This is a genomic window from Acinetobacter sp. SwsAc5, from assembly GCF_013391485.1.
Lineage (GTDB): Bacteria > Pseudomonadota > Gammaproteobacteria > Pseudomonadales > Moraxellaceae > Acinetobacter > Acinetobacter towneri.
The window spans coordinates 1-26,041 of sequence record NZ_JACAXD010000019.1 but is presented as its reverse complement, the minus strand read 5'-3'; the positions used below and the strand labels follow the sequence as shown (position 1 = coordinate 26,041).

The 26,041-nt window shown below is 42.2% G+C and carries 23 protein-coding genes, 3 tRNA genes and 1 pseudogene; 12 read left to right on the top strand and 15 right to left on the bottom strand.

What is annotated here, in order from left to right; genetic code table 11:
* Nucleotides 1-100: 100 nt before the first annotated feature.
* Nucleotides 101-358, top strand: a complete 258-nt coding sequence (locus tag HYG89_RS11215) for a hypothetical protein (RefSeq protein WP_096900950.1) — start codon at nucleotides 101-103, stop codon at nucleotides 356-358.
* Between the two features lie 16 nt (nucleotides 359-374).
* On the opposite strand, the gene HYG89_RS11210 is transcribed toward HYG89_RS11215, so the two are convergent.
* The 7 genes from HYG89_RS11210 to HYG89_RS11180 form a co-directional block, all read right to left on the bottom strand.
* Entirely contained in the window at nucleotides 375-818 is a 444-nt protein-coding gene (locus tag HYG89_RS11210) for a DUF2726 domain-containing protein (RefSeq protein WP_178867519.1), read from the bottom strand.
* Nucleotides 819-896: 78 nt separating this feature from the next.
* Nucleotides 897-972, bottom strand: a tRNA-Asn gene (locus HYG89_RS11205).
* A 117-nt stretch (nucleotides 973-1,089) separates the two neighbouring features.
* Nucleotides 1,090-1,392: a hypothetical protein gene (locus tag HYG89_RS11200; RefSeq protein WP_004971899.1), complete on the bottom strand. Its 303-nt coding sequence runs from the start codon at nucleotides 1,390-1,392 to the stop codon at nucleotides 1,090-1,092.
* Nucleotides 1,393-1,608: 216 nt separating this feature from the next.
* Nucleotides 1,609-1,684 (bottom strand) — tRNA-Asn (locus HYG89_RS11195).
* 6 nt (nucleotides 1,685-1,690) lie between these two features.
* Nucleotides 1,691-1,766: transfer RNA gene (locus HYG89_RS11190), tRNA-Asn, on the bottom strand.
* Between the two features lie 146 nt (nucleotides 1,767-1,912).
* Nucleotides 1,913-2,539 (bottom strand): superoxide dismutase, encoded by a 627-nt coding sequence (locus HYG89_RS11185; protein WP_026438302.1) that lies wholly within the window; start codon nucleotides 2,537-2,539, stop codon nucleotides 1,913-1,915.
* Nucleotides 2,540-2,720: 181 nt separating this feature from the next.
* The gene (locus HYG89_RS11180) at nucleotides 2,721-3,479 is read right to left on the bottom strand and encodes a Nif3-like dinuclear metal center hexameric protein (protein WP_004971895.1); all 759 of its coding nucleotides are present in this window, start codon (nucleotides 3,477-3,479) and stop codon (nucleotides 2,721-2,723) included.
* Between the two features lie 167 nt (nucleotides 3,480-3,646).
* Between HYG89_RS11180 and HYG89_RS11175 the strand changes: the two genes are divergently transcribed.
* Complete coding sequence (locus HYG89_RS11175) at nucleotides 3,647-4,825, top strand: trypsin-like peptidase domain-containing protein (protein WP_004971893.1); 1,179 nt, start codon at nucleotides 3,647-3,649, stop codon at nucleotides 4,823-4,825.
* 350 nt (nucleotides 4,826-5,175) lie between these two features.
* On the opposite strand, the gene HYG89_RS11170 is transcribed toward HYG89_RS11175, so the two are convergent.
* The 3 genes from HYG89_RS11170 to HYG89_RS11160 all read right to left on the bottom strand — a co-directional run bounded on the left by HYG89_RS11170 (nucleotide 5,176) and on the right by HYG89_RS11160 (nucleotide 9,181).
* The gene (locus HYG89_RS11170) at nucleotides 5,176-6,162 is read right to left on the bottom strand and encodes a Tim44 domain-containing protein (RefSeq protein WP_178867518.1); all 987 of its coding nucleotides are present in this window, start codon (nucleotides 6,160-6,162) and stop codon (nucleotides 5,176-5,178) included.
* A 115-nt stretch (nucleotides 6,163-6,277) separates the two neighbouring features.
* Nucleotides 6,278-7,669, bottom strand: a complete 1,392-nt coding sequence (radA, locus tag HYG89_RS11165; protein ID WP_104853204.1) for a DNA repair protein RadA — start codon at nucleotides 7,667-7,669, stop codon at nucleotides 6,278-6,280.
* Between the two features lie 156 nt (nucleotides 7,670-7,825).
* On the bottom strand, nucleotides 7,826-9,181 hold the full coding sequence (locus HYG89_RS11160; RefSeq protein ID WP_178867516.1) for a sodium:alanine symporter family protein: 1,356 nt from the start codon (nucleotides 9,179-9,181) through the stop codon (nucleotides 7,826-7,828).
* A gap of 359 nt (nucleotides 9,182-9,540) precedes the next feature.
* Between HYG89_RS11160 and HYG89_RS11155 the strand changes: the two genes are divergently transcribed.
* The 10 genes from HYG89_RS11155 (at nucleotide 9,541) to HYG89_RS11110 (ending at nucleotide 20,365) form a co-directional block, all read left to right on the top strand.
* A complete protein-coding gene (locus tag HYG89_RS11155) occupies nucleotides 9,541-9,780 on the top strand; it encodes a lipoprotein (RefSeq protein WP_178867514.1) in 240 nt (79 codons plus the stop codon).
* A 24-nt stretch (nucleotides 9,781-9,804) separates the two neighbouring features.
* Nucleotides 9,805-11,049 (top strand): diaminopimelate decarboxylase, encoded by a 1,245-nt coding sequence (lysA, locus tag HYG89_RS11150; protein WP_178867512.1) that lies wholly within the window; start codon nucleotides 9,805-9,807, stop codon nucleotides 11,047-11,049.
* A gap of 12 nt (nucleotides 11,050-11,061) precedes the next feature.
* Nucleotides 11,062-11,907, top strand: coding sequence for a diaminopimelate epimerase (gene dapF / locus HYG89_RS11145; protein WP_178867510.1), 846 nt, complete (start codon nucleotides 11,062-11,064; stop codon nucleotides 11,905-11,907).
* Between the two features lie 131 nt (nucleotides 11,908-12,038).
* Nucleotides 12,039-12,677, top strand: coding sequence for an alpha/beta fold hydrolase (locus tag HYG89_RS11140; protein WP_096900946.1), 639 nt, complete (start codon nucleotides 12,039-12,041; stop codon nucleotides 12,675-12,677).
* Nucleotides 12,677-13,603 carry a site-specific tyrosine recombinase/integron integrase gene (xerA, locus tag HYG89_RS11135; protein ID WP_178867508.1) on the top strand — a complete coding sequence of 309 codons (927 nt, stop codon included), beginning with the start codon at nucleotides 12,677-12,679 and terminating at the stop codon, nucleotides 13,601-13,603. Before HYG89_RS11140 ends, xerA begins: the two co-directional genes overlap by 1 nt.
* A 270-nt stretch (nucleotides 13,604-13,873) precedes the next feature.
* The gene (locus HYG89_RS11130) at nucleotides 13,874-14,245 is read left to right on the top strand and encodes a hypothetical protein (protein WP_096901040.1); all 372 of its coding nucleotides are present in this window, start codon (nucleotides 13,874-13,876) and stop codon (nucleotides 14,243-14,245) included.
* A 546-nt stretch (nucleotides 14,246-14,791) separates the two neighbouring features.
* Nucleotides 14,792-15,541: an electron transfer flavoprotein subunit beta/FixA family protein gene (locus HYG89_RS11125; RefSeq protein ID WP_178867506.1), complete on the top strand. Its 750-nt coding sequence runs from the start codon at nucleotides 14,792-14,794 to the stop codon at nucleotides 15,539-15,541.
* A gap of 18 nt (nucleotides 15,542-15,559) precedes the next feature.
* Complete coding sequence (locus tag HYG89_RS11120) at nucleotides 15,560-16,492, top strand: electron transfer flavoprotein subunit alpha/FixB family protein (RefSeq protein ID WP_004971866.1); 933 nt, start codon at nucleotides 15,560-15,562, stop codon at nucleotides 16,490-16,492.
* Between the two features lie 403 nt (nucleotides 16,493-16,895).
* On the top strand, nucleotides 16,896-19,871 hold the full coding sequence (gene gyrA / locus HYG89_RS11115) for a DNA gyrase subunit A (RefSeq protein ID WP_178867504.1): 2,976 nt from the start codon (nucleotides 16,896-16,898) through the stop codon (nucleotides 19,869-19,871).
* A gap of 68 nt (nucleotides 19,872-19,939) precedes the next feature.
* On the top strand, nucleotides 19,940-20,365 hold the full coding sequence (locus HYG89_RS11110; protein WP_096901142.1) for a DUF3887 domain-containing protein: 426 nt from the start codon (nucleotides 19,940-19,942) through the stop codon (nucleotides 20,363-20,365).
* A gap of 27 nt (nucleotides 20,366-20,392) precedes the next feature.
* Here HYG89_RS11110 and HYG89_RS11105 read toward each other — a convergent pair whose 3' ends face one another.
* From HYG89_RS11105 to HYG89_RS11085, 5 genes and pseudogenes are all read right to left on the bottom strand, one after another.
* Nucleotides 20,393-21,493, bottom strand: coding sequence for an ABC transporter permease (locus tag HYG89_RS11105; RefSeq protein ID WP_096901141.1), 1,101 nt, complete (start codon nucleotides 21,491-21,493; stop codon nucleotides 20,393-20,395).
* A complete protein-coding gene (locus HYG89_RS11100) occupies nucleotides 21,490-22,620 on the bottom strand; it encodes an ABC transporter permease (protein ID WP_004971855.1) in 1,131 nt (376 codons plus the stop codon). Before HYG89_RS11100 ends, HYG89_RS11105 begins: the two co-directional genes overlap by 4 nt.
* A complete protein-coding gene (locus tag HYG89_RS11095; RefSeq protein ID WP_178867502.1) occupies nucleotides 22,620-23,750 on the bottom strand; it encodes an HlyD family secretion protein in 1,131 nt (376 codons plus the stop codon). Before HYG89_RS11095 ends, HYG89_RS11100 begins: the two co-directional genes overlap by 1 nt.
* Before the next feature lie 11 nt (nucleotides 23,751-23,761).
* Nucleotides 23,762-25,243, bottom strand: a complete 1,482-nt coding sequence (locus HYG89_RS11090; protein WP_178867500.1) for a TolC family protein — start codon at nucleotides 25,241-25,243, stop codon at nucleotides 23,762-23,764.
* 397 nt (nucleotides 25,244-25,640) lie between these two features.
* Nucleotides 25,641-25,913 (bottom strand): annotated as a pseudogene (locus HYG89_RS11085) (transposase family protein); the annotation flags it as partial.
* Between the last annotated feature and the right edge of the window lie 128 nt (nucleotides 25,914-26,041).

The following is a 26,041-nucleotide window of genomic DNA, read 5'->3' as shown; positions in this document are numbered from 1 at the left end:
TTAAACTGAGCATTAGAGCGTGCGTACTTATGCACAAAGCACAATCAGCATTATTCTGATATATTGAGCCTCATTTTGAAGTTTGAATTAGGAATAGATGATGTCACAGTCTGAGCAGCAAAGTCCTGAAAAAAAGCCAAGTCTAAAAAAGATGATTATCTTGGCAAGCTTAGGTTTGTTGATTCCTATCTTTTTGGTCAGCATGGCATTTTTAGCAGTCAATAGTGATGCCAAAAATCAGGAAAAATATAAACAACAGCAGGCAGAAATTATTGCGCGTATTGAAGCGCGTGAAGCTGCAGCACAGCAAGCGAAGCAGGCGGGTCAGACACAAGCTGCTTCAGAAGCTACACCTTAATATCGAGTTGATGATTTCAACTCAAATCTGATTGTAGTTGTCTGATACTTGGAATCTCGATGTATCGGACAACGCGATAACCTGCCTCGTGAAACATTGCATCCCGTTCTGCATCTTCCTGTTCTTTGCCAATATGTGAGGGGTCATCTAACTCTATAATTGCAATGACCTGCATTTCTGCATTTAAGATCACAAAATCAGTCACTTTACGATTAAACAGCGCACGAATTTTATAGTGGTTGTTGGTGATTAATGCGCTAAACGCCACTTGTGCCAAGATGTGATGCTCAGGAAAAGCTTGTTTTAAACGCATAAACATTCTGCGTTCAAAAGCAGTCATCATCGGTTTAGGATAAAAGTTTTTCTTGGGGAAAAATAATTGCTTAAAAATTAAGATAAACAGGGCAAGGCTAGCCAAGCTGCCAATAAGCAAGAAAGTCGATTGACTGGATTCAAACATAGATGATGCGGTGTCGTTAGACCCTAAACAGCAGGAATAAAAAACCCACGTCATAATGCGTGGGTTTTTTAAGAATTTTGGCTCTCCCACCTGGGCTCGAACCAGGGACCTGCGGATTAACAGTCCGTCGCTCTACCGACTGAGCTATGGGAGAATCTGACACGCATTCTATGTGGGTATCTGTTTTTGGTCAAGCTGGAATTGAAAAAAAACCGTAATTATAGATTAACTGCTTTAAAAATAATCATCTAGCTTTGTTTCAATGCAGTTTTTAGAGTGCTTGAATGGCTTTTATATAATCTTCGCGTGTCTGTGGTGGGTTGGTTTTACGACATAAGTTAATTAATTGCAGCATCTCTTGCTGAGTCATTTCTGTTTTCACTTGGCTTTGAATTTGTTTTAAGGTGGCTTGTTGTTGTGCGTTCAGATCACGACTGCATTGATACAGACGTTCATACATGAGTGTCGCAGCAGTTTTATTGCTTTCAGATTTTTGCGTACATTGAAAAATTGCAAAAATCACCACAATCAGAATTGTCCAAAAAATCAGGGATTTTAACCAAGGCGCTTGCATGGGCTTTCAAGTTTTATTGTTGTTGATGAACCTAAGTTAGCGAAAAAATAGAGTCATCACAAGAGGGGATAGCCCGATCTTCACTGTATGGTTTTAATTTTGATTTAAGGGGAGAGTGAGGCCTGTTCCATTCGTTTAGAACATCATATCCACTATAAAAACAATAAAAATTGCAAAAAAAATCCCACGTCATACTGCGTGGGATTTTTAGAATCTTGGCTCTCCCACCTGGGCTCGAACCAGGGACCTGCGGATTAACAGTCCGTCGCTCTACCGACTGAGCTATGGGAGAATAGATTGGCTCTCCAACCTGGGCTCGAACCAGGGACCTGCGGATTAACAGTCCGTCGCTCTACCGACTGAGCTATTGGAGAATCTGTGGGGCATTTTAGGGATGAAAGTTTAAGTCGTCAACACGTTCATCATCAGAAATGTATTGTTTGCTTTATAAATATTCATTTCATCTGCAAAAATAAAAAAACTGCCCATAAAGAGCAGTTTTTCTACAGAAAAATAGAAATTATTTTTCTACACCAGCATCTTGACCTGCGTATTTCGCATTTGCGTAATCCCAGTTTACAAGGCTTTCTAAGAAAGTTTTGATGTAAACAGGACGTGCATTACGGAAGTCGATGTAGTAAGCGTGTTCCCAAACGTCAATCGTCAATACTGCAACTTTGCCGTGCGCCATTGGTGTGTCAGCATTTGAAGTTTTCATAATAGAAAGTTTGCCATTCACTTCGTCAGCTACTAACCAAGCCCAACCTGAACCGAATTGAGTTGTTGCAGCAGCAGCAAATTCTTCAGCAAATTTTTCGTAAGAACCGAAAGCTTCATCAATTTTAGCAGCCAAAGCACCAGTAGCTTTACCACCACCGTTTTTCGCCATACAGTTCCAGTAGAACGTGTGGTTCCAAACTTGCGCTGCGTTGTTGAATACACCAGCTTTAGCTGCATCGCCTGCAGTTGCTTTGATGATTTCGTCTAAAGTTTTACCTTCAAGCTCCGTACCCGCGATCAAGTTGTTCAGGTTCACAACATAAGTGTTGTGGTGTTTGTCGTGGTGGAATTCTAAAGTTTCTTTGCTGATGTGTGGAGCAAGATCTTCGTAACCGTATGGTAAAGCCGGTAAAGTAATGGTTGTCATGTTTTCAATTCCTTGCATTTTGCTGGGTTTTAACATTAAGTGGCTCTATTGTAATAGATTTCGAGATCAAATTGCGCATTAGGTATAAATAACCATACAGAATAAGACTCGAATGTATACATCTAAAGACTATGTTAAACACAGATGTCATTTGAGTGAAATCGTTGGGTGAAACGGTGTATTAAATTGGGTTATTTAATTCAAAATAACTATACTCAATATTAAACTGTTCTGAAATAGCTTTTGCGAGTCGTTGTACACCATAGCGCTCAGTCGCGTGATGTCCGCAGGCATAATAATGCACGCCTAGTTCTTTGGCTTCATAATAGGTGCGTTCACTGACTTCGCCCGAAATAAAGGCATCACAACCTTGTTCTGCCGCTTTGCCAATAAAATCTTGTGCTGCACCCGTGCAGAACCCTACTTTTTGAATCTGACTTTTTTCGGCAGGAAGATGAATGGTTTTAAAGCCTAAACGCGCTGTGAGATAGTCACGAAATTCGGTTGCGCTCATGGCTTGCTTTAAAAAACCAATATTACCAATAGGATGACGTTCACTCGGGTCTAGGGCTTGCAAATTTTCTAATGCCAAACATTCAGCAATGGCAGCATTATTGCCTAGACTTGGGTGTGAATCGAGCGGTAAGTGATAACCCACCAAAGAAATATCATGCTGGATTAAACTTTTGATGCGTTTACCGCGCATGCCTGTAATTGGGTAAGGTTCGCCTTTCCAAAAATAGCCATGATGTACCAACAGTAAGTCTGCATTTTGGGCAATAGCAGCATCAATAGCCTCTTGAGAGGCAGTCACTGCACATAAAATTTTTTGAACTTCAGACTTACCTTCAATTTGTAAACCGTTGGGCGCGTAATCTTTAAATTCATGTGTATTTAAAGTTTGATCACACCATTGAATAATTTCTTTTAATTGCGCCATAACTCTCTCAAATTGCACATATTTAGCGAATATCAAAACATATTTTGTATTGTAACTAAAGCAAGACAAAACTCTTGGGCTTTTTTATGTTTCTATTTGTGTTTCGTTTTACAATAGCTCATTCAATGACTTAATCATCAAAAAAAATTTACTTAGAGGTACAAAACGTGCGCCGGACCTTTACCTGGTTACCTTGGGTGTTACTCATTCTGGTTATTATTGGCTTTGTGACTTGGCAACAACTGCAAAAACCGAAAGCGCCTGTGGCTGCCGATGGGGTCAAAATGCCTGCCGAGAAAGTTGAACCATTAATTGATACAACACGGACAGGTGGGGTGGTGTCGTATAGCGCTGCGGTTAAAGTGGCAGCGCCTGCGGTGGTAAATATTTTTACCACACAAAAAGTGAAACAAATGGATCATCCATTGTTAAATGACCCTGCATTTCGTGAATTTTTTGGCAATCAGTTACCCGATCAATTTAAGCAAGGCCCAAATGAAAACAGTTTGGGGTCTGGGGTCATTGTTCGTCCAGATGGTTATATTTTAACGAATAATCATGTGATCGCGCAGGCTGAACAAATTGTCGTGGCTTTGCACGATGGACGCCGTGCGGTTGCAAAAGTTGTTGGAACTGACCCAGACACAGACTTAGCGGTCATTAAAATTGATCTAGAAAAACTGCCTGTATTGCCATTTAAACTGAGTGGCAATGAAGTGGGCGATGTCGTACTTGCGATTGGTAACCCATTTGGTGTGGGACAAACCGTGACTCAAGGGATTATTTCTGCGACAGGACGTTCTGACTTGGGTATTAATACCTATGAAGATTTCATTCAAACCGATGCAGCAATTAATCCAGGTAACTCAGGTGGTGCATTGATTGATGTGGCAGGGAATTTGATTGGGGTAAATACGGCAATTTTCTCGCAATCAGGTGGTTCATTGGGCATCGGCTTTGCAATTCCTGCACAAGTCTGTCAGCAGGTTTTAAACTCGATTTTAAAAGATGGACGTGTGGTTCGTGGTTGGTTAGGTATTAGTTTGTTGCCTGTGCAACAAGACAACATTTTAGAACCTGCACAAGGCGGTGTAGTGGTTGCTGATGTACTGCGCGGTGGCCCTGCAGCAGAAGCAGGTTTAAAACGTGGTGACAAAATTTTAAAAGTGAATGATGAAGCGATTACTTCAACCTCGCATTTAATTAATTATGTTGCTGCACAAGCACCGCATACGACGGTGACTGTTTCAGTTGAACGTGGTGAAGAAGCCTTAGATTTGGAAGTCGCAGTCGGTGAGCGCAAAGTTCAAAATACCGATAAGCAATTTATTCCATTGCCTGAATAATAGATTTAACAGTAACAATTTAGCCTTGCCCGTTTGCAGGGCTTTTTTGTTGGCTAAGTAAATGGAGATCGACTGGAAATAACCAAAGTGATACGGATAACGTGATTTGATTTATCTCTGGGTAGATACAAAGAGAAGGTGGGCTAAATAAACTGTATTGATGAATGATGATACTTTTTGATAGATCTAATCAATCGAGGGTTTGGTTTTGTGTGGCAAGTGTGGATGTATTCGGTGTTGATGTCTTAGAAGATTTAAACGTGCTGTTTAAACATGATGGGTCTCAACTTAGATAAAGAAAGGCATAAAAAACAGCAACCGAAGTCGCTGTTTTTCTAGATCCATTGAAATTATTGCTCTTGCTGAATACCTGCCACTAACCAGTCTTGATTAGAGCCTGCAGGTTTTACAAAGTGCCAAATTTCTGTAAATGGTTGCGGTAAACTGTTCAGGTCTTCGCTGACTGTACCTGTAAAGCGTACACTTATGACATATTGACCATTTTCAGTTGCAGAATCGACCACCATGGCATTCAAGTTAGAAAACTCTGCTACATCTTGGTCTTGGTTTGCCATAATGTCCTGATACATCGACCGATATAAATCAGGAGTTAAATAACGCTGAATTTCTGCGATATTACTGGCTGTGTTCATAGACTGAATATGGTTAAAACGCTGACGCGCTACACGTAAAAAGGTTGCAGGCTCTGAACCATCAGGCAATTGATTGCCACTGTTGGTATAAGCTGCACCAAATGGCGCGTTATTATTGGCAGCTTGACCAAAAGGCGCTTGGGTAGAAGCGGCAGAACCCCCAACAGATTGACCAAAAATATTGGTATTGTCGTTACGTGGCGCTGCAGCAGGTGGTGTTTGCGCAAACGGTGCCTGATTGGCACCGCTATTTGGCGCATACGGATTAGGCGTTAGTTTTTTTTTTGCGCCCATCTTACGGAAAATGAAGAAGGCAACAGCAGCAGCGAGTAAAATCCAAATCCAGCTTGGAATACCGCCTTTTTCCTCTTGCGCTTCGGCAGCACTTGCAGCTTGATCATCGGCCAAGGCATTGGCAGCAACCGCACCAATTGCCGCACCTGCAACACCTGCAGCAACCATACCACCTACGCCTGGACCAGATTTTTGCTGTGCTGGTGCAGTTGTTGGTTGTTGTGCTGGCGTTGTTTGACGAGGTTGTTGGTAAGACTGAGTTGGAGTAGCCGAACGACTCATGCCATGGCTTTTACCGCCACCTGCACGTTTTGCTTCTGCTGCTAACGGAGCTACCAATAAAGTCGCTGTGAGCATTGCTGCGATCAAACCACGCTGTCGAACTTCCATCAAATTTTCCTATATTAAAATAAAGTTAAGCTGTGTATTTATGCAGGCATTTGCTGCGAATTTCAATATAAATATGATATTTTTTCTTGAAACTGAAAAAATATCATCCAAGGATTTAACCTAAGTTTTCACTTAAATTCATGGCTTCAGTTAAGGCTTCATGCAAACGCGCCACCGCAATAATTTGCACACCTGCAATGGCTTTTTGTGGGGCATTGCCACGCGGCACAATAATATATTTAAATCCGTGTTTAATAGCTTCTTTTAAGCGTTCCTGACCATTTGGTACTGGGCGGATTTCACCCGATAAACCGACCTCACCAAATACTGCCAATTGTTGTGGCAGGGCTTTGCCACGCAAGCTAGAAGCACAGGCAAGTAGTACAGCAAGGTCTGAACCTGTTTCGGTAATTTTTAAGCCGCCGACCACATTCACATACACATCTTGCCCTGAAGTTTGTACGCCGCCATGCCGATGCATCACCGCCAATAGCATATTCAGACGGTTTTGTTCCAGACCTAAAGCCACACGTCTAGGCTGACCATGTGCATCATCCACCAAAGCTTGTACTTCAACTAAAAGTGGTCGCGTTCCTTCGCGGCTAATCATGACAATAGAACCTGGAATTGCCTCATCATAACGGCTCAAAAATATCGCAGATGGATTGGCAACCTCGCGTAAGCCTTTATCGGTCATGCCAAAAACGCCCAGTTCATTCACTGCACCGAAACGGTTTTTGACTGCTCGAATCATACGGTAGCGTGAGTCTGACTGTCCTTCAAAATACAAGACGCAATCGACCATGTGTTCAAGGACGCGCGGCCCCGCTAAAGCCCCTTCTTTGGTCACATGACCGACAATAAACAGCGCAGTGCCACTATTTTTAGCAAAACGAGTCAGCAAGGCAGCTGATTCACGAATTTGTGAAACACCACCTGGAGCAGACTGCAACGTTTCGGTATATAAAGTTTGAATCGAGTCCAGAATGGCTACCGCAGGGCGTTCATGCGCCAAAACTTCACAAATCCGTTCGACACAGGTTTCTGCCATGACTTTCAGTTGATCGGTGGGTAAGTCTAAGCGTTGAGCGCGTAACGCCACTTGCGAAAGAGATTCCTCACCTGTGATATATAAAGCGGTGTTATTGGCAGCCGCCATGTGAGTCGCAGTTTGTAGCAAAATGGTCGATTTCCCGATACCAGGATCTCCACCAATCAGTACCACAGAGCCCGTAACCAAACCGCCACCCAAAACACGGTCAAATTCCCCAATGCCTGTTGTTAAACGGGTTTCGTGCGATACAGACACTTTATTAAGCGTGGTAATGGCGGCCGCTTGTCCTGCATAGCCACCGCCCATTTTAGGTTGGGCACGATGCGTCACCGCAGGGGCAATACTGACCTCATGAAGTGAGTTCCATTCCCCACATTCTGAACATTGACCTGCCCATTTAGGATGATCTGCACCACATTGTTCACAGCGATAGACACTTTTTACTTTTGCCATAACCCAGTCATTGCATCAATTAAAAACTGACTACAGCATACAGAGGAATGTTCGCGAAATGAATGTTATCTGGATTTTTCATGGAAAATCATACAACCACGTGGGTGATTGTATGATTTATGATTTGAACAGAATAATTCAATGAATTGGGCTTATTTAATACAACTCGCCAGATTTGCGCTTCGCAATAAAGTCTTTGGATTCTTTGGCAATCACACCAGACAGTAACAACAAGGCAATTAAGTTTGGTACAGCCATTAAACCATTAAAGGTATCGGCAAATAACCAGACTAAATCTAGGGTGGCGATGGTGCCAATGAACACTGAAGCAATATAAATTAAGCGGTAAATCAACACGTATTTTTCGCCGAATAAATAAGTACAGCATTTTTCACCATAATAGCTCCAACCGAGAATGGTGGAATAGGCGAAGAAGATGATCCCGAAAGTGACGACCCAACCACCAAAGCCTGGCAATAACTGGTCAAAAACCTGTGTGGTGAGTACAGCACCTGTTGCACCACCAAAACTATTGTCGGCCATAATAAAACCCATGACCAAAACAATACCTGTAATGCTACAAACAATAATGGTGTCAATAAATGTACCTGTCATAGACACTAAGCCTTGACGGGCAGGGTGGTCGGTCTTGGCAGCGGCAGCGGCAATTGGCGCAGAACCCATACCTGCTTCGTTGGAGAATACGCCACGTGCAACCCCGTAACGAATTACTGCACCAATTGCACCGCCCGCAACTGCTTCACCAGTAAAGGCATCACGGAAAATTAGCTCAAATGCAGGCACGACAAGGTGTAAATTATTCAGGATAATAATTAAACCGCCTGTAACATACAGAATGGCCATAATCGGAACAATCACCGAAGATGCTTTGGAAATCGAGCTAATTCCGCCCAAAATCACCAATGCAGAAAATACGGTAATTACCACGCCAGTAATCCAAGTTTCTACACCTAAGCTATTTTCAACTGCTAAAGCTACGGTGTTGGATTGTACTGAACTACCAATTCCAAACGAGGCGACTGTGCCAAAAAAGGCAAAGATAATCGCCAGCCATTTCCATTTTAGTCCGCGTTCAATGTAGTACATTGGGCCGCCTGACATTTGCCCTTTTTCGTTTTTAATACGGTATTTAACCGCCAAAACACCTTCACCATATTTGGTCGCCATACCAAACAGGGCAGTCATCCACATCCAAAACACTGCACCCGGGCCACCGAGGACGCAAGCCGTTGCAACACCTGCAATATTTCCCGTACCAATGGTGGCAGAGAGTGCAGTCATCAGTGATGCGAAATGTGAAATATCGCCCGGTTCTTTTTGCGCTTTGTCGTGTTTGCAAAAGACTTGTTTAAAAGCCAGTGGCAGCATGCGGAATTGCCAGAACAATAAGCGGAAGGTGAGGAAGACGCCCGTTCCCACAATGAGAACCAGCATGTATGGACCCCAGACCCAACCGCTTAGGGTTTCCATCATCGATTGTAAATTTTGCATAAATTTCTTCTTATAAACGCAGTGTATAAATGCTTAGTTTGTGACTGTAGTTGAACAGTTGTAAAAATTAAGCAAGTGATATGCCAGTCTTTAAAACTTCCTGTTAAAAGAACTTGGTTTTAAGCACGTTATATTTTTTGCATAGTTTTTAGATTTTGACAATTGATGCCTTGAAATAAAATTGACTTTATCTGTGTCAGAAGTCGCAATTTTTCAGACCTGATAAGGTCAATCTATGCCAGCAGAATAGTAAGTAAGCTAGAATTTTTACTAAGCTCAAGATAATCTCTGTGTTTTAGCACTTTGGTCACAGCGGTGATCACGTTATACTTCATCGAAAATATTTTATAGGTGGTCAGATGCGTACAGTCATTTGCTGCGTGAGTGTTGTGTTCACAACAGTACTTTTGGTCGGTTGTGGTCAGTCTGGGGCATTACAGCTTCCCAATGATCCAAACTATGACAAACGAGCAAAATATTTGTTATATCCAGATCATGCACCACAAAGTGTTAAACCATCTGAAACAGCTTCTGAGCAGGCAGCACCTGTACAACAGCAGTTTGCTGCACCTGCAACATCTACATCGACTACACCTTAACGCTTTCTAGAAAAGGATACATTCATGAGTTTTACCCGTATTCAAGGGGTTTTGCATGCCGAGCAATGTTCGCTACAACAACTCGCACAGCAATTTGGCACGCCACTTTATGTTTATTCAAAAGCAACTTTTGAAAAACATTATTTAGATATGGATCGTGCTTTTCACTTTATCGACCATCAAATTTGTTTTGCGGTAAAGTCGAACTCGAATATTGCGGTATTGAATGTATTGGCTAAATTGGGCGCAGGCTTTGATATTGTGACAGGCGGTGAGTTGGCGCGTGTGCTCAAAGCAGGTGGTGATGCATCGAAAATTGTATTTTCAGGTTTAGGTAAAACTGAAGCTGATATTCAAAAAGCACTAGAAGTGGGCATTGCCTGCTTTAACGTAGAATCACATGCAGAATTAGACCGTATTCAAAAAGTTGCGGCACAAATGAATGTGAAAGCGCCAATTTCATTACGCGTTAATCCAGATGTAGATGCCAAAACTCATCCTTATATTTCTACAGGTTTAAAAGAAAATAAATTCGGGATTCCTTCAGATTCTGTGTACAGCACCTATGAATATGCTGCGTCTTTGCCAAACTTGGATATTGTCGGCATTGACTGTCACATCGGTTCGCAATTGACCGAAACACAACCTTTTGTGGATGCTTTGGATCGTGTCATTGTGATGATTGATACCTTAAAAGAAATGGGTATTCAACTGAAACACATTGATATTGGCGGTGGTTTGGGTGTGACCTATAAAGATGAAACACCACCAAGTGTTGAAGAATATGCCAATGCTTTGCGCCCAGCTTTAGAAAAGTTAGGTCTTAAAGTATATATGGAGCCAGGACGTAGTATTTCTGCCAATGCGGGAGTATTGCTGACTAAGGTTGATTTATTGAAACCGACCACACATCGTAATTTTGCAATTATTGATGCAGCAATGAATGACTTAATCCGCCCTGCATTGTATGAAGCGTGGATGGATATTCAGCCAGTGACGCCACGTACCGATGTTGAAAGCAAAGCATGGGATGTGGTGGGTGCAATCTGTGAAACAGGAGATTTCTTGGGTAAAGACCGTGAATTGGCGATTGCTGAAAATGACATTTTGGCCGTGATGGGTGCGGGTGCATACGGTTTTGTGATGAGCTCTAACTACAACACTCGTGGTCGTGCGGCCGAAGTGATGGTCGATGCAGATCAGCCACACTTAATTCGTGAACGTGAAAGCATTGAATCTTTGTGGGAAAGAGAGCGTTTATTGCCATAAGGGGAATTCGAGATGTTATTAGAATTTACCAAAATGCATGGTTTGGGCAATGATTTCATGGTGGTTGATCTCATCAGTCAGCGGGCGTATTTGGATGCACTGACGATTCAGCGCCTTGCAGACCGCCACTTTGGCATTGGTTTTGATCAATTGCTGATTGTGGAACCGCCTGATTTGCCGAATGTGGATTTTAAATATCGCATTTTCAATTCCGATGGCTCTGAGGTGGAGCAGTGTGGCAATGGTGTGCGTTGTTTTGCACGTTTTGTGCATGAACGTCAGTTGACCACCAAGACCAAAATCAAGGTGCAGACCAAAGCGGGTATTGTAGAACCTGAACTTGGTCAAAATGGTTGGGTGCGGGTGAATATGGGCTATCCTAAATTCTTACCGCAAGAGATTCCTTTTATTGCCGATAAACCAGATAATTTATATGACATCGCTTTAAAAGAGGGTGCTGCTTTGACCATTGATGTGGTGAATATGGGCAACCCGCATGCTGTGACCATTGTGCCTGATGTTCTGACTGCAGATGTTGCAGGGATAGGCCCTCAAGTGGAATCACACGAGCGTTTCCCACAGCGTGTTAATGCAGGCTTTATGCAAATTATTGACGAAAAACATGCACGTTTGCGTGTTTTTGAGCGTGGCGTAGGGGAAACTTTGGCTTGTGGCACAGGTGCCTGTGCTGCAGCCGTTTCGGGTATGCGCCGTGGCTTATTGTCTAATTCAGTTGAAATTGAACTGGCAGGTGGTAAGTTGCAAATCGAATGGCGTGAAGGCGATGTGGTGTGGATGACAGGGCCAACTGCTAATGTCTATCACGGTCGTTTGGATTTAAATTATTTTCAGGGCTGATGTTTCGTTCTAACATGAACAGCTCTTATCTTACTTAAAAGCACTATTCAAAACGAATGGTGCTTTTTTGTATCTTGCAGCACGGATCAGGTATGCTGTACTGAATGTCACTCTAAAAACTTCTACTCATTATGCCGCAACTGATTTTTTTACCTGGCGCTTCAGGCAATACCGCATTTTTTCATCCGCTAATCGAAAAAATTGAAAAATTGCCGTGGCAGAATGCTGTAAAAATTGTGGCTTATCCTGAATTTAATCATCAACCTGCACATTCACAGGTACATGATTTTGCAAGTTTGCAGGCTTATGTGTTGGCGAATATCCCAGATGATTGCATTATCATTGCACAGTCGATGGGTGGTATTTTTGCAGTTGCTGCCGCGTTGCAATATCCAGAAAAAGTCAAAGGATTAGTATTGGTTGCAACATCTGGTGGCATGGATTTAAGCAGTTTTCAGGTGCAAGATTGGCGACAAGACTATCAAGCAAGTGATTTAAATTATCCTGACTGGTTTGTAGAGGCAAAGGCCGATTACACGGTAGACTTTGCTAAAATCAACATGCCTATTTTGTTGTTATGGGGTGATCAAGACCCGATAAGTCCACTGGCAGTAGGTGAGTTTTTACAACAACAATTTCCACAAGCCGTATTAAAAATTGTGCATGATGGTGATCATTTGTTTTTAGAAACACATGCAGATCAGGCGGCTGAACACATTGCTGCTTATTTATCTCAGTTTGCCGCAGTTCAGCAATCGGAGCGTGACTAATGTACGATCCGCAGCAACTATTAAAGATGTGGCTCAAAGAACGAGAAATACAACAGCAGTCACCGCATACGTTAAAAGCCTACGCACGCGATTTAAACGATTTTTTTAGCTTTTGTGAGCAACAACAACTTGCCTTATATGATGTAGAGGCTGCAGATTTGCGCCATTATTTAGCGCAAAAAGTAGAACAGCAACAGTTAAATAGCAGCAGTTTACAGCGCATGTTATCAGCGATTCGTCAGTTTATGAAATGGGCCGAGCAAGGGCAGTATTTACAATTTAATCCAATTGATAATTTTCAGCTAAAACGTCAGCCACGACCTTTGCCGGGTTTGATTGATATTGAAACGATTCATCAAATTTTGGATCAGCCTGAACCTGAAACTGAAGTACAACAACAAATGTGGCGACGCGATAAAGCGATTTTAGAATTGCTCTATTCGAGTGGTTTGCGCCTAGCAGAGGTACAAAGTTTACGTATCCGCGATTTAGATTTTAACCGTCAATTGCTGCGCATTACGGGTAAAGGCAATAAAACCCGTATAGTGCCTTTTGGTCGCAAAGCCAAAGATGCGGTGATGCAATGGCTGCAGATTTACCCTTTATGGCAGGGCGATTTTGTACCCGATGCAGCATTGTTTATTACTCAAAAAGGTGAACCTTTAAAAGCACGCCAAATTGAAAATCGGGTGAAGTTTCAGGCGCAGCGTGCGGGCGTTAATGTCGATTTGCATCCGCACTTATTGCGACATTGTTTTGCAAGTCACATGCTGTCGAATAGTGGGGATATACGTGCAGTCCAAGAAATGCTTGGGCATAGCAATTTAAGCACCACGCAAATTTATACCCATGTCGATTTTGATCAGTTAGCGCGAGTTTATGATCAGGCACATCCACGTGCGAGTAAAAAGTATAGCTTTACCTAAAGTCGGCATTATTTTTGCAAGTTAAAATATAGCTATTTCATACTGCAAATATTTTTCTCACAGTCAGTTGTAAAGCCTTTGTGCTGTACTTAATACTTTAAGTAAAAGCGCTTTCACCAAGATGTCATTGCAACTATTGTAGAATAATAAAAAAGTGCGTTATGCAGTATAAAGAAGCAGAAAGAGTGGGTCACACGAATAATAGACATGGATGACATTATTTTTTGTTCCACTGCATAACACTTTGGATATCAAATGATAGGCAAAACCATGATTTCGAATCTTCAAGAAAAATATGAACAATTAAGCCCAAGCCAAAAAGAAATTTTTGCAGGTTATGGCTTGCGTCAAGTGAAACATTTTGTCGAAATAAGCTTGCCGATGATCGAGCAAGAACTACCTGCCGATTGTTTGGTGCAGGGTATTAATGCTGAAGGTAAAATGCAGGCGATTCATCCGCAAACGCAACAAAGCTATTTATGGATTTCAGATCAGCAGTGGCAAGCACGCCCAAATGCAAGCAGTAAAATAGATGTAAAAGAAGATTTTATTGCAGTTTGGGAAATTTTTAATTTACAGGCCTATGAATTGATAGATTTAAGTCATATCCACCGTGACTTTTTAGAAACTCAGCAAGTTTAAGCTGAGTTTTTTTATGTCCTTTATCTGGGAGGTGGCGTGGTGAAAGCGCATAAATATCCATCAAAATAAAACAGATTGTTTATTTCATACCCAATAAACTGCTGAATACAGTTTTGTGAACCAGCAGTCACATTTTAAAAGAGCATTTATATCTGAAAAAATACTGCAAAAAATAAAGTTTTCTATCTTTAATGACAGTCAGATTATGGGGTTTTATGTAAGGAACTTTGCTTAAATTGTAGGCGGAACTCAATTTGAATTGCATTTCAATCAATCTTGTTGATGAGGGAAACAAATAAAAAACATAATATAAATCAAAGCTTAAAATTGCTTATATAATCGTCGCTTGGTTTGTTAATTTTTAGAAATAAAAAAGTATGAACGCATCGTTCAGTTAATTTTCGGCATTTTTAGCCTTGTTTAGACAATTCTGACTTGACCGAAATGCCGATCACATAGCAAGATAGGACACCTAAAAAATTTAAAGCGAAGAGTTATTATTAACTTTTCTCAATATTTACTTTTGCTAAAACAGCCGAGGATTACATGAAGGCTCTTGTTGCTGTAAAACGTGTGGTAGATGCCAACGTTAAAGTTCGCGTTAAGCCGGATAATAGTGGAGTTGACCTAACTAACGTTAAGATGTCAATTAACCCATTCTGTGAAATCGCAGTGGAAGAAGCGGTTCGTTTAAAAGAAAAAGGAACTGTTTCAGAAATCGTAGTGGTATCCATTGGTCCTAAAGAAGCGCAGGAACAAATTCGTTCTGCAATGGCGCTTGGTGCAGACCGTGGTATTTTGGTTGAATTAGCCGATGAGATTGGTGCACTTGAAGTGGCTAAAATCTTAAAAGGTGTTGTTGAACAAGAACAACCACAACTTATTTTATTGGGTAAGCAAGCTATTGATGACGACTCTAACCAAGTTGGTCAAATGCTAGGCGCTTTACTTGGTGCAGGTCAGGGTACTTTTGCTTCAGAAGTAAAAGTAGATGGCGACAAAGTTCAGGTAACACGTGAAATTGACGGTGGTTTACAAACTGTTGAGCTTGCACTTCCTGCAATCATCACCACTGACTTACGTTTGAATGAGCCACGTTATGCGGCACTTCCAAACATCATGAAAGCACGTAAAAAACCGCTAGACACCAAATCTCCTGCAGATTATGGCGTTGCAACAGGTTCTAAGCTGAAAACTGTAAAAGTTGAAGCACCTGCTGAGCGTAAAGCGGGCGTACAAGTGAAATCTGTAGACGAACTTGTAGATAAATTGAAAAACGAAGCGAAAGTGATCTAATACAGAAGGATAAAAATCATGAGTATTTTAGTTATCGCTGAGCACGACAATAAAGCACTAAATGGTGCAACATTAAACGTTGTTGCTGCAGCTCAAAAAATCGGTGGTGATATCACTGTATTGGTTGCGGGTTCTGGTGCACAAGCAGTTGCAGACCAAGCAGCTAAAGTTGCAGGCGTAAGCAAAGTATTACTTGCTGACGATGCGGCTTATGCAAACCAATTGGCTGAAAACGTAGCAAAACTTGTTGCAGAATTAGGCAAAGGTTATAGCCATATCCTTGCTGCTTCTACAACAACAGGTAAAAACATTTTACCGCGTGCAGCTGCGCTTCTTGATGTTAGTATGATCACAGACATCGTCGCTGTAGATTCTGCAAAGACATTCAAGCGTCCAATTTATGCAGGTAACGCGATTGCAACTGTAGAATCTTCAGAGGCGATTGTGGTGGGTACTGTACGTGGTACAGCATTTGACCCAGTGGCTGCAGAAGGTGGTTCGGCTGCGGTTGAAGCTGCTACTGTGACAGGTGATGCTGGTATTTCTAAGTTCGTCTCTGAAGAAATTGTGAAATCAGAGCGTCCAGAATTAACTGCAGCACGTATTGTAGTTTCTGGTGGTCGTGGTGTAGGTTCTGGTGAGAACTATCACAAAGTACTTGATCCATTAGCAGACAAACTTGGTGCAGCACAAGGTGCTTCACGTGCAGCAGTAGATGCAGGCTTCGTACCAAACGACATGCAAGTAGGTCAAACAGGTAAAATCGTTGCACCTGATTTGTATATCGCTGTAGGTATCTCTGGTGCGATTCAGCACTTGGCAGGTATGAAAGACTCTAAAGTGATCGTTGCGATCAACAAAGACGAAGAAGCGCCAATCAACGCAGTAGCTGACTACTGGTTAGTGGGTGACTTGAACACTGTTGTTCCAGAGTTAGTATCTAAAATCTAATTACTGAACACAGTCAAAAACGCCTCTATGTGAATAGCATAGGGGCGTTTTTTATTGTCTTTTTTAATTTAGATGCAGTGATTGGTTTTAAGTACATTATGTGAACTTAGCGTATATGTGGGTACATATCGAGCAAGTATATGTTGAAGATATTTTGACGTGACTCTTAAAAATATGAAGCACTTTTGTTTCTTGGGTGTGAATATTTTTTTGCCTAAAAAATCACCGTTAAATTTAAGTAAATTAACAAGATTAAGATCATCTCTAAAGCACAAAAACACAGGCGTATATGCTATAATTTTTCGCTAGTTTTTATTTTTAGCCTGCATTTCAGGCTAATCATTTGCAAGTTTTACGACATATAAAATGCAAGCAAAATTTGTTTGCAGAATAAGGAGTATGCATGAGCGTATCGGAAATTAGACCGATTGCCATTGAGGATGAACTCAAGCACTCGTATTTAGACTATGCGATGAGTGTGATTGTGTCACGTGCGCTGCCAGATGTACGAGATGGTCTAAAACCTGTGCATCGCCGTGTGCTATTCGCAATGCACGAATTGGGCAATGACTACAACAAAGCTTACAAAAAGTCTGCCCGTGTAGTCGGTGACGTCATCGGTAAATATCACCCACATGGTGATTATGCAGTTTACGAAACGATTGTTCGCATGGCGCAAGATTTCAGTTTGCGTTATCAATTGGTCGATGGTCAGGGTAACTTCGGTTCGATTGATGGCGATAGTGCTGCAGCTATGCGTTATACCGAAGTCCGTATGCGCAAACTTACCCACGAATTGCTGGCCGATTTAGAAAAGGACACTGTCGATTGGGAAGATAACTACGACGGCTCTGAGCGTATTCCTCAAGTGATGCCTACTCGTATTCCAAACCTATTGGTCAATGGTGCTGCAGGTATTGCTGTAGGTATGGCGACCAATATGGCACCGCACAACATGACTGAAGTGGTGCATGCATGTTTGGCTTATGCAGACAACCCAAATATTTCAATTGAAGGGTTGATGGAACATATCACAGGTCCAGACTTCCCTACAGGTGGCATCATCTACGGTAAATCAGGCATTGTCGATGCTTATCGTACAGGTAAAGGCCGTTTGCATATTCGTGGTAAGTATCATTTTGAAGAAGATCAAAAGTCTGGTCGTACCACCATCGTCTTTACTGAAATCCCTTATCAGGTCAATAAAGCCAAAACCATTGAGCGTATTGCTGAACTGGTAAAAGAGAAGAAACTCGAAGGTATTTCAGAACTACGTGATGAGTCTGATAAAGAAGGGATGCGTATTGCAATTGATCTGAAGCGTGGTGAAAACGCTGAAGTGATTGTGAATAACCTGTTCTTAAATACGCAGTTAGAAAACTCATTCAGCATCAACATGGTCTGCCTAGACAATGGTCAGCCAAAATTGATGAACCTGAAAGATATTATTGCGGCATTTATTCGTCACCGCCAAGAAGTAGTGACCCGCCGTACCATGTTCGAGTTGCGTAAAGCGCGTGAACGTGGGCACATTTTAGAAGGCTTAACCGTCGCGTTGGCCAATATTGATGCCATCATCGAAACCATTAAATCTTCTGCCAACCCAGCCGAAGCGCGTGAGCGTTTACAGGCAGGCGAATGGGCAGCAGGCGGTGTAGTCGCATTATTGGAAAAAGCTGGTTCAGTTTCTGTACGTCCAGACGAAATTGAAGGTGAAGATCCTAACCGACCATTTGGTTTAGATGGTCAGGTCTATCGTTTATCACCTGCGCAAGTGACCGCAATTTTAGAATTACGTTTGCATCGTTTAACAGGTCTAGAACAAGACAAATTACATGCAGAATATTCTGAAATTTTGGCACAAATTGCTGAATTAACTGCAATTCTAAATGATTTTAATTTGCTAATGGGCGTGATTCGTGAAGAGTTGGCGCAAGTTTTACAACAATATGGCGATGCACGTCGTACTGAAATTGTAGAATCGCGTATTGATTTCTCGCGTGAAGATTTAATTCCAGAAGAACAAGTGGTACTGACAGTATCACAAACAGGTTATGCAAAAACTCAACCATTGTCAGATTACGCAGCACAGCGTCGTGGTGGTCGTGGTAAATCTGCAACGTCGATGAAAGAAGACGATTATGTGCAGCATTTAATTGTGACTTCTAATCACGCAACGGTGCTGTGCTTTACTGATGTGGGTAAAGTTTACCGTCTGAAAGTGTTTGAAGTGCCGCAAGCATCGCGTGGTTCGAAAGGCCGTCCAATGGTCAACCTGTTGCCATTAGATGCCAATGAAACCATTACCGCGATTCTGCCAGTAATTGATGCACCGAAGAAATTCAAAGAGCGTCTGGCCGATTTCCGTAGTTTTGTGAAAGCCAATGCGGCACATCTACAAACCAACGCAATCATTGCTGCACATTATGCAGAATTAGAAGCAGCATTTGCTGAATTAGCAGATGGAGATGATTTATCTGACGCATTACGTGTGCAATTGAAACAATTGGGTGTAGAGCTTTCTGCAACCGATTTAGATGATGAAATCATTGCAGAATTTGCATCACAAGCAGAAGCCTTGCGTAAAAACTTCTATGTCTTTATGGCAACGGCATCGGGTACAGTGAAACGTGTTGAATTGGAACAATTCAGTAACGTGCGTTCGAATGGTTTACGTGCCATTGAATTAAATGAAGACGATACCTTAATTGGTGTTGCAATTACCGATGGCGAACAGCAAATTATGTTGTTCTCTAATGAGGGTAAAGCCATTCGTTTTGCTGAAACCGATGTACGTTCAATGGGCCGTGCGGCAAAAGGTGTACGTGGTATGCGTGTTAGCTTTGGTTCAGCGCAAGTTGAAGATGTCGAAGATGCAGAAGTAGATAGCGATGATGAAGATAATTCAGATTCAGCACTCATCAGTCGTATTGTATCGCTAGTTGTAGTACCAGAAACAGGCGAAGTTTTGTGTGCTTCGGCGAATGGTTATGGTAAGCGTACACCTGTAGATGACTTCCCAACCAAAAAACGTGGCGGTAAAGGCGTGATTGCCATTAAGACCTCTGAACGTAATGGTGAATTGGTGGGTGCAGTTGCGATTGATGAAAGCAAAGAGCTGATGCTGATTTCTGATGGCGGTACATTAGTGCGTACTCGCGCTTCTGAAGTGGCGCAAACAGGTCGTAATGCACAAGGTGTACGTTTAATCCGCTTGGGTGAAAACGAAACACTGGTGGGTGTAGAAGCGATTGAAGCTGTTGAAGAAGACGAGTTTGTTGAAGCGATTGAAGGTGCAGAATCTTTAGTGGCTGAAACGGATGCAGTTGCTGAAACTGAGCAAGTGGAAAAAGACGGTGAAAATTCAGTAGAAGAATAAGTTTTTTACTGATAAAAAGGGCGCTTCGGCGTCCTTCTTTATAAACGTTGACTGCATAAGGGTAAGCGATGAAAACCAAATTAATGTTGTTGGCAGCAGCGGTTGCATTGAGTGGCTGTAATTCAATGGACAATATTCCAGATCCGAGTCCTGAACAGGAAAAGGCGGCACAGCTAGCCTATGAGGATTTGCGTGATGGGAAGTATGACGAGTTTTTGGATCAGTTAGAGCCGCAGTTGCAAACCCAGTTTAAGGACAATGAAAAGCTGATGAAACGCTTTTCACGTTCAATTCCTCAAGGTGAATACAAGTCTAAGACTTTAATGACCAAAGAGATTGAAGAAGCAACCAATCAGCTTGGGCAATATAAGGTCAGCTATGAAATTGCCTATCCGGAAAATCTGGTTCAGTATGATGTTAGTTTTGACAAGCCGAATGGTAGCAACAAGATTCGTAATTTCAATATTCAAGTCTTTGGCGAATCGGGTAAATAAGTGGAATAGGAGCATTGCTATAATGCTCTATCTGCTTTGATGACCAGAAATTAAACGTCGATAAGCCAAAAAAAAGCACAAGCTACCGATCATTCCAAGATAGAGCAATTTAGGCAAGATCAGTGTTGTAGGCACACCCATCTGATTGAGTTGAATAAACATCTGCACAATTTGGGTAGAGGGCAGGATTTCGCCAACGACTTGCATCCAGGTGGGCATGGCAGCATGCGGCCAGGCCGCACCAGATAAAAAGAACAGTGGAATAGAAGTGAATACAATGACATGCCCCGCACGTTCCGGCAGATCCAGAAAACTAGCAAATAAGCAGGTCATGCCAATTATCGTGTAGATAAAAACCGCAACAGCCAGCAGCATCCCGAGCAGGTTGCCACCGCGCGGATAATCAAATAGCCAGAAGCTAAAGCCGAATAAATAGAAACATCCCAGACAACCAATGGTGAAGACCGCTAAACACATCCCAATCAATGCATTTGTGTTTAATTCTATTTTTCTTTCCCGATATACCAAAATCAGCATACTCAAACCCAAAAGAATGGTTTGGTGGATAATTAAAGGTGCAACCGCAGGAAAGACATAGCTGCCATAGCCGGACAGCGGATTAAATAAAGGAATTTGATGCACAGAAAGGGCAGGTGAAAAATCCGAGACCTTGCCAAAGCGTTCAGTATAATCTGCCAAAGTTTGCTCAACTGATGTGGCTAAGCCCAGACCAATTTGTTTGGTTACTAAAAAGTTGGCTGTACTTAAATACAGGCCAATGCCACCTGTTTCACCATGCCTTAAGCTTTGCGATAAATTGTCCGGCAGAAGTAAAATACCATCGGCTTTTTGTGATTCCACCCATTGTTTGGCCTCGGAAAAATTGCCGGTAATCGCCTCAATCTCCACATTGGGGCTTTGTGCCACTTGACCAATAATACGGGTGCTTAAGTTACTTTGTTCTTCATCGACAATAATAATCGGTAAGGCTTCAGCCTGCTGTGCCTGATAAGCGGTTGGATAAAAAAAGCTGTAAAACAAGACGGATAGAATAAGCGTGGTAAAGATCGTGCCGTGACTGACAATATCCTTAAAGCTTTGCAGATAGTAAAACCAGAGGGATTTCATTGGACTGCTCCTTTAACTATTTTTTTAAGAAACAGATAAGCCAGCAGAGCGTAAACTAGGGCATAGATCAGCAGCATGAATCCAGCTTGCAGTGAAATATGCAATGGACTACCAATCACCCATTGTTCAGTTTGTAATTTGGCATAGGGCGTAAACGGAATAATATTGGACCAGAACTGGGTGAATAGGGGCGCATTATTTAAAGGTAAAGTCACACCGGCAAAACTTAAAGATGAACCACCATAGACCGCAATGATGCCAAAAGATTTACTTAAATCTTTGGTTGCCAGAACCACTGCACTGCTTAAAAATGCATAAGCGCTATATAGCAGAAATTGTGCCGATAGAATCAGAGCGAGCGAGCCGGCAACAAACCAGCCGCGAATTTCAATCAGCCAGAACATCCAGATCCAGGTCCATAGACTAAAAATAGCCACATAGATCAGGTTCTTAGACAGCAATGCCATCCATATGGATGAGTTGCTAATCCAGCTTGTTAAGGTCTGCCGCTTCAGTTCCTGACCGACGGAAAATGCCACACAACAACACAGCAGTAAATGCAGAATTGCCGGAATGACATAGGGTTCCAGATAGAATTCATAATTCAGCTGCGGATTATACAGCGGAGATATTTTAATATGCGGTGACGGTGCTTCGAGAGAGGGGAGTCGGTTGCCCAGATATTGCTGTCCGCTAAATTCAGCGAGTGCTTGTAGGGTACTGACCAGCATGGCCGAGGAAATGGTATTTCCAATACTGAAATAACTCTGGTTAAAAGCAATACTGATGTCAGCATCCTGGGCACGAACCAGACGTTGCTCGGCACCGCTTGGAATATGGATATAACCCCAAATTTTATTTTGATTTAACAGGCGCTCAATTTCAGCTGTTTGTTCCGACACCGTAGCAATTTTAAGAGTATGATTCAGCGCCACATGTTGATAAATGCTTTGACTCAGCGCACTCTGGTCTTGATCAATAATCGCAATCGGTAAATGATCCGATTTCCCTTGAGCAAACATGCTGCTGAATAAAATAATCACCAGTGCAGGTGCCAGCGTGACCAGACACAGATCCCATTTTTCGCTGAGCAGATAGCGCAGTTCGCGCCATATACCCGTCCACATTATCGGGTCTCTTTCAGTTTAAATAACACGCTCATCCCGACTTTCAGTTCAGAAATCGCTGGTGTGGGTACAAGATGCAGCTTAAAACTGCGCACATCATAACCGCCAGTTTGACGTGTGGTCTTAATGGTGGCAAATTCACCTTCAGCACTGATCTGTCTAATTTGAAAAGTGGCGGTTTTATCTAGGGCGGGAATATAACCTTCAATACTGCTCATTTTCTGAAATGGGGCATATTGGTCTTCACGAATATTCAGGCTCACCCACATTTGATCTTCAATCAGGCTGACCACAGGGACTGCGGTGGCTACCAGCTCCGAGACTTTGCCATAGGTTTTAGACACCGTTCCGTTTACAGGTGCTACTAATTGGGTTTCTGCTTCTAAAGCATTGGCTTCATCCAGCGCAGCCTGGGCAATATCTACTTGTGCATCGGCAGAACTCTTTTGCTGCGAGGTGCTGCCACGTTTGGCACGTGCGTATTGCTGATACGCTGCTTCTGTCATTTGCGCCGCTGATTGACTGGCTGCATACAATTCATCACGGCGCTGGCGTGAAATCACACCTTCCTTCAATAAATTTGCACCACGCTCATAAGAAACTTTGGCTAAATTTTGCTGTGCTTTCAGCGATTGCCAGTTGGCATACAGACTGGCGATATTTTCTTCCTGCGAGCCACGTTCAGCAGTCGATTGTAAGGCCAGCGCAGATTGTAAAGCCGCTGCGGCTTGCTGTTTTTTGGCCTGAATTTCCGGGCTGTTTAAGCGCACCAGTACATCGCCTTTTTTGACCCGCTGACCTTCTTCTACATAGATTTCTTCAATACGGCTTGGCACTTTGGTCGCCACCTGAACTGTTTCAGCTTCTACACGACCCTGCAATTCAAGCGGAGCCGGTTGGTAGCTTTTCCACAATCCAAAAGCGATGACTGCCAGCAGAGCTGGAATCAGGGCGAGCAATAAATATTTTTTCTTTTTAGCGATTTCAGGAGCTTGTTGTTGCTCGGTCGAAGTCGTCGCGTTGTTTTCTATTTCAGTTTTTGTTTCTACCTGTTGCGCAGGCGATTTTTCTGTATCGCTGGATGAAGCCACTTCATTCACAGGATCATTGGGTTTTTGATCTTCGTTCATGTTCGGCTCCATTAGCGAATATAGTGGGTGTTGGCATGTTGAATGTAGGTTGGAAATTCTGCAATCAAGCCATGGCTTTGTAATAGTGTGGCCAGTGACATCACATATTTGTAAGCATTCAAGGCAGTTTCAGCTCGTAGTCCGCTCAGCATATTTTGTGCATCGATGACCTGTGTGGCGGTGCCCGTATCTTCTTTAAAAGACAATTCTTGGATGCGTAAATTTTCCTGTGCGGCTTTCAAGTTTTGTGCCAGAAGTACATCACTTTGCTGTGCACTAAGTGCTTCGCTATAAGATTTATAAATCAGATTTTCAATTTCCTGCTGGGTGCGTGCAGTAAGCAGTTCTGTTGCAGAGCGTTTGAGTTCGGCAGCCTGAATATTCTTGTTTTTATCGATCCCGGAAAACAGGTTATAGCGTGCGGCAACCCCGACAATCCAGTTTTCATTTTGATCCAGACTATATTCGCCAAAAGCAAATACATTTGGTTTTTTCGCTGCTTGCTGGGCTTTCACATTGGCTTGGGCCAATTGGGTATCCAGCTGCATTTTTTGAATCAGCGCAGAGTTCTGACTAAAAGTTTTTAGCAGATGATTTAAGGCCTGTGGCTCGGTTTTATTGACAAATAAAGGCGTCGAAAGCTCAGTGATGCTACTTTCCTGAAGCAGATTATTCAGCTGGAACAGCGCAGCATTCAAATTGGCCTGCGTATTTTGCTGGCTGCGCTCGGCATTATTACGTGCCACTTCAAATTGCATACGCTGGCCTTTACTGATAAAACCTTGCTGTTCCATTTTTAAGGCATTGCGATAATGCTGCTGCATGGCATTCAGATTAAACAGCGCAGCTGCATGCAATTGCTTTTGGAGCTGCACATTAAAATAACTTTGAATCAGTTCAAAACGCTGCGTATCTTGCTGCTGTTTGTTGCTGAGCTGACTACGACCGACCTGAATATTGGCAATTTCTTTGGCACTACGGGTGAGGCCTCCAGTATATATTGGCATAATCACGGAAACAGTGGGGCGAATCACCTGATCTTCAAGGATGACATTAGACGTATCCGGAATCAGACCAACTCCGCTATGAATAGTATTGTTAAGTCCATCACGCAGTGGATCGGTAATACCTGCAGGTAGATCCACGCCATTACTGGCCTCCCACTCATTAAGCCGGCCATTCACGCCTTGAGAGAGTGAATTCTCCAGATTATTTTTAAATTGCTTTAATGGAATATCGACTTCACTGTGAAAGGCATAGGCACGAACATTCAGGTCGACACGTGGCAGACCTACGCCTTTTACTGCTTCAGCTTCAAGTTTTGAAGCCTGTTCCAGACTTTGATAGGCTTGGCTGCTATAAGAATTTTGCAACAACTGACGTTCAGCATCCTGAAAGCTGATGCTCTGTGCATGAGCAAAGCTGCCATACATCATAGATGCAAGCAGATTTAAACCCCAGACAAGCTGTCTTTTATTTTTCTTTAAGTTCATAAAGTCGCTAAACTGATATAAAGCTGGTAATGTTATCCCGCTAGTATAAATCAAAGGTTCGCAGATAGAACTAGTGTAAAGTTATAGTATTGTTTCTTGTACATTTGTCTATAAAAAGCACGCTTATGCGTCCTCTAATCTTCTTTTTTTACCTTTTCTTTTTAAATAGCGTTTTTTAGCTACTTTTTCTCTATATTCTTTTAAAAGTCTTGGATTTTTTGCGATTAATTCATCCATATTGCTTTTTCCCCCCTCGAAATTCAGGATGTTGCTCTCGCATTTTTTTACATTCACTCTTTTCTCGCCAGATTTTAAAGAATAAATAAAGCTTGCTGAAGCATCTCTACGTAAAACTTCTTCTTTAAATAAAGGGGTGGCAATAGATCTCTTACGAAAGTTAATTTAAGAGCATCCAATTCACCATTCCAGCAATTAAATTCATTCTTAGACCAAATCGTTTCCGTCTATTTCTATAGCGTTCTGTTAATATCCGAAAATGTTTAAGTTTGCCGTTGATATGTTCAATTGTGATCCTACGCCGACTGATTTCTTGGTTGATCTGTTTTGCTATTTGGGGTAATGATAAATTGTTAGGTTTCTTGATTGGAATGAGTAACTTACTCTTAATCTGATGAAATCCTTTATAGGCTAAATCTGCTATGATATAAGGACGCAGATTCAAATCCCAAGTGCAACACATTTGTAGTTAGTTGAAAAAGTTAGGTGTATTCATAGAATCATTAGACTTTTTCAACTCGCAATTGGAAAGCACACAATGAAGAAATACACCCAACTTTC

What these genes read in the sequence shown, in the direction of transcription:
- dapF (WP_178867510.1), top strand. Translation starts at nt 11,062, where the DNA reads ATGTTATTAGAATTTACCAAAATGCATGGTTTGGGCAATGATTTCATG.
- HYG89_RS11180 (WP_004971895.1), bottom strand. Translation starts at nt 3,479, where the DNA reads ATGGCGCAATTAAAAGAAATTATTCAATGGTGTGATCAAACTTTAAAT.
- HYG89_RS11090 (WP_178867500.1), bottom strand. Translation starts at nt 25,243, where the DNA reads ATGAACTTAAAGAAAAATAAAAGACAGCTTGTCTGGGGTTTAAATCTG.
- HYG89_RS11105 (WP_096901141.1), bottom strand. Translation starts at nt 21,493, where the DNA reads ATGAAATCCCTCTGGTTTTACTATCTGCAAAGCTTTAAGGATATTGTC.
- HYG89_RS11155 (WP_178867514.1), top strand. Translation starts at nt 9,541, where the DNA reads ATGCGTACAGTCATTTGCTGCGTGAGTGTTGTGTTCACAACAGTACTT.
- HYG89_RS11210 (WP_178867519.1), bottom strand. Translation starts at nt 818, where the DNA reads ATGTTTGAATCCAGTCAATCGACTTTCTTGCTTATTGGCAGCTTGGCT.
- HYG89_RS11200 (WP_004971899.1), bottom strand. Translation starts at nt 1,392, where the DNA reads ATGCAAGCGCCTTGGTTAAAATCCCTGATTTTTTGGACAATTCTGATT.
- gyrA (WP_178867504.1), top strand. Translation starts at nt 16,896, where the DNA reads ATGAGCGTATCGGAAATTAGACCGATTGCCATTGAGGATGAACTCAAG.
- HYG89_RS11125 (WP_178867506.1), top strand. Translation starts at nt 14,792, where the DNA reads ATGAAGGCTCTTGTTGCTGTAAAACGTGTGGTAGATGCCAACGTTAAA.
- lysA (WP_178867512.1), top strand. Translation starts at nt 9,805, where the DNA reads ATGAGTTTTACCCGTATTCAAGGGGTTTTGCATGCCGAGCAATGTTCG.
- HYG89_RS11095 (WP_178867502.1), bottom strand. Translation starts at nt 23,750, where the DNA reads ATGAACGAAGATCAAAAACCCAATGATCCTGTGAATGAAGTGGCTTCA.
- HYG89_RS11140 (WP_096900946.1), top strand. Translation starts at nt 12,039, where the DNA reads ATGCCGCAACTGATTTTTTTACCTGGCGCTTCAGGCAATACCGCATTT.
- HYG89_RS11215 (WP_096900950.1), top strand. Translation starts at nt 101, where the DNA reads ATGTCACAGTCTGAGCAGCAAAGTCCTGAAAAAAAGCCAAGTCTAAAA.
- HYG89_RS11185 (WP_026438302.1), bottom strand. Translation starts at nt 2,539, where the DNA reads ATGACAACCATTACTTTACCGGCTTTACCATACGGTTACGAAGATCTT.
- xerA (WP_178867508.1), top strand. Translation starts at nt 12,677, where the DNA reads ATGTACGATCCGCAGCAACTATTAAAGATGTGGCTCAAAGAACGAGAA.
- radA (WP_104853204.1), bottom strand. Translation starts at nt 7,669, where the DNA reads ATGGCAAAAGTAAAAAGTGTCTATCGCTGTGAACAATGTGGTGCAGAT.
- HYG89_RS11130 (WP_096901040.1), top strand. Translation starts at nt 13,874, where the DNA reads ATGATTTCGAATCTTCAAGAAAAATATGAACAATTAAGCCCAAGCCAA.
- HYG89_RS11100 (WP_004971855.1), bottom strand. Translation starts at nt 22,620, where the DNA reads ATGTGGACGGGTATATGGCGCGAACTGCGCTATCTGCTCAGCGAAAAA.
- HYG89_RS11110 (WP_096901142.1), top strand. Translation starts at nt 19,940, where the DNA reads ATGAAAACCAAATTAATGTTGTTGGCAGCAGCGGTTGCATTGAGTGGC.
- HYG89_RS11120 (WP_004971866.1), top strand. Translation starts at nt 15,560, where the DNA reads ATGAGTATTTTAGTTATCGCTGAGCACGACAATAAAGCACTAAATGGT.
- HYG89_RS11160 (WP_178867516.1), bottom strand. Translation starts at nt 9,181, where the DNA reads ATGCAAAATTTACAATCGATGATGGAAACCCTAAGCGGTTGGGTCTGG.
- HYG89_RS11170 (WP_178867518.1), bottom strand. Translation starts at nt 6,162, where the DNA reads ATGGAAGTTCGACAGCGTGGTTTGATCGCAGCAATGCTCACAGCGACT.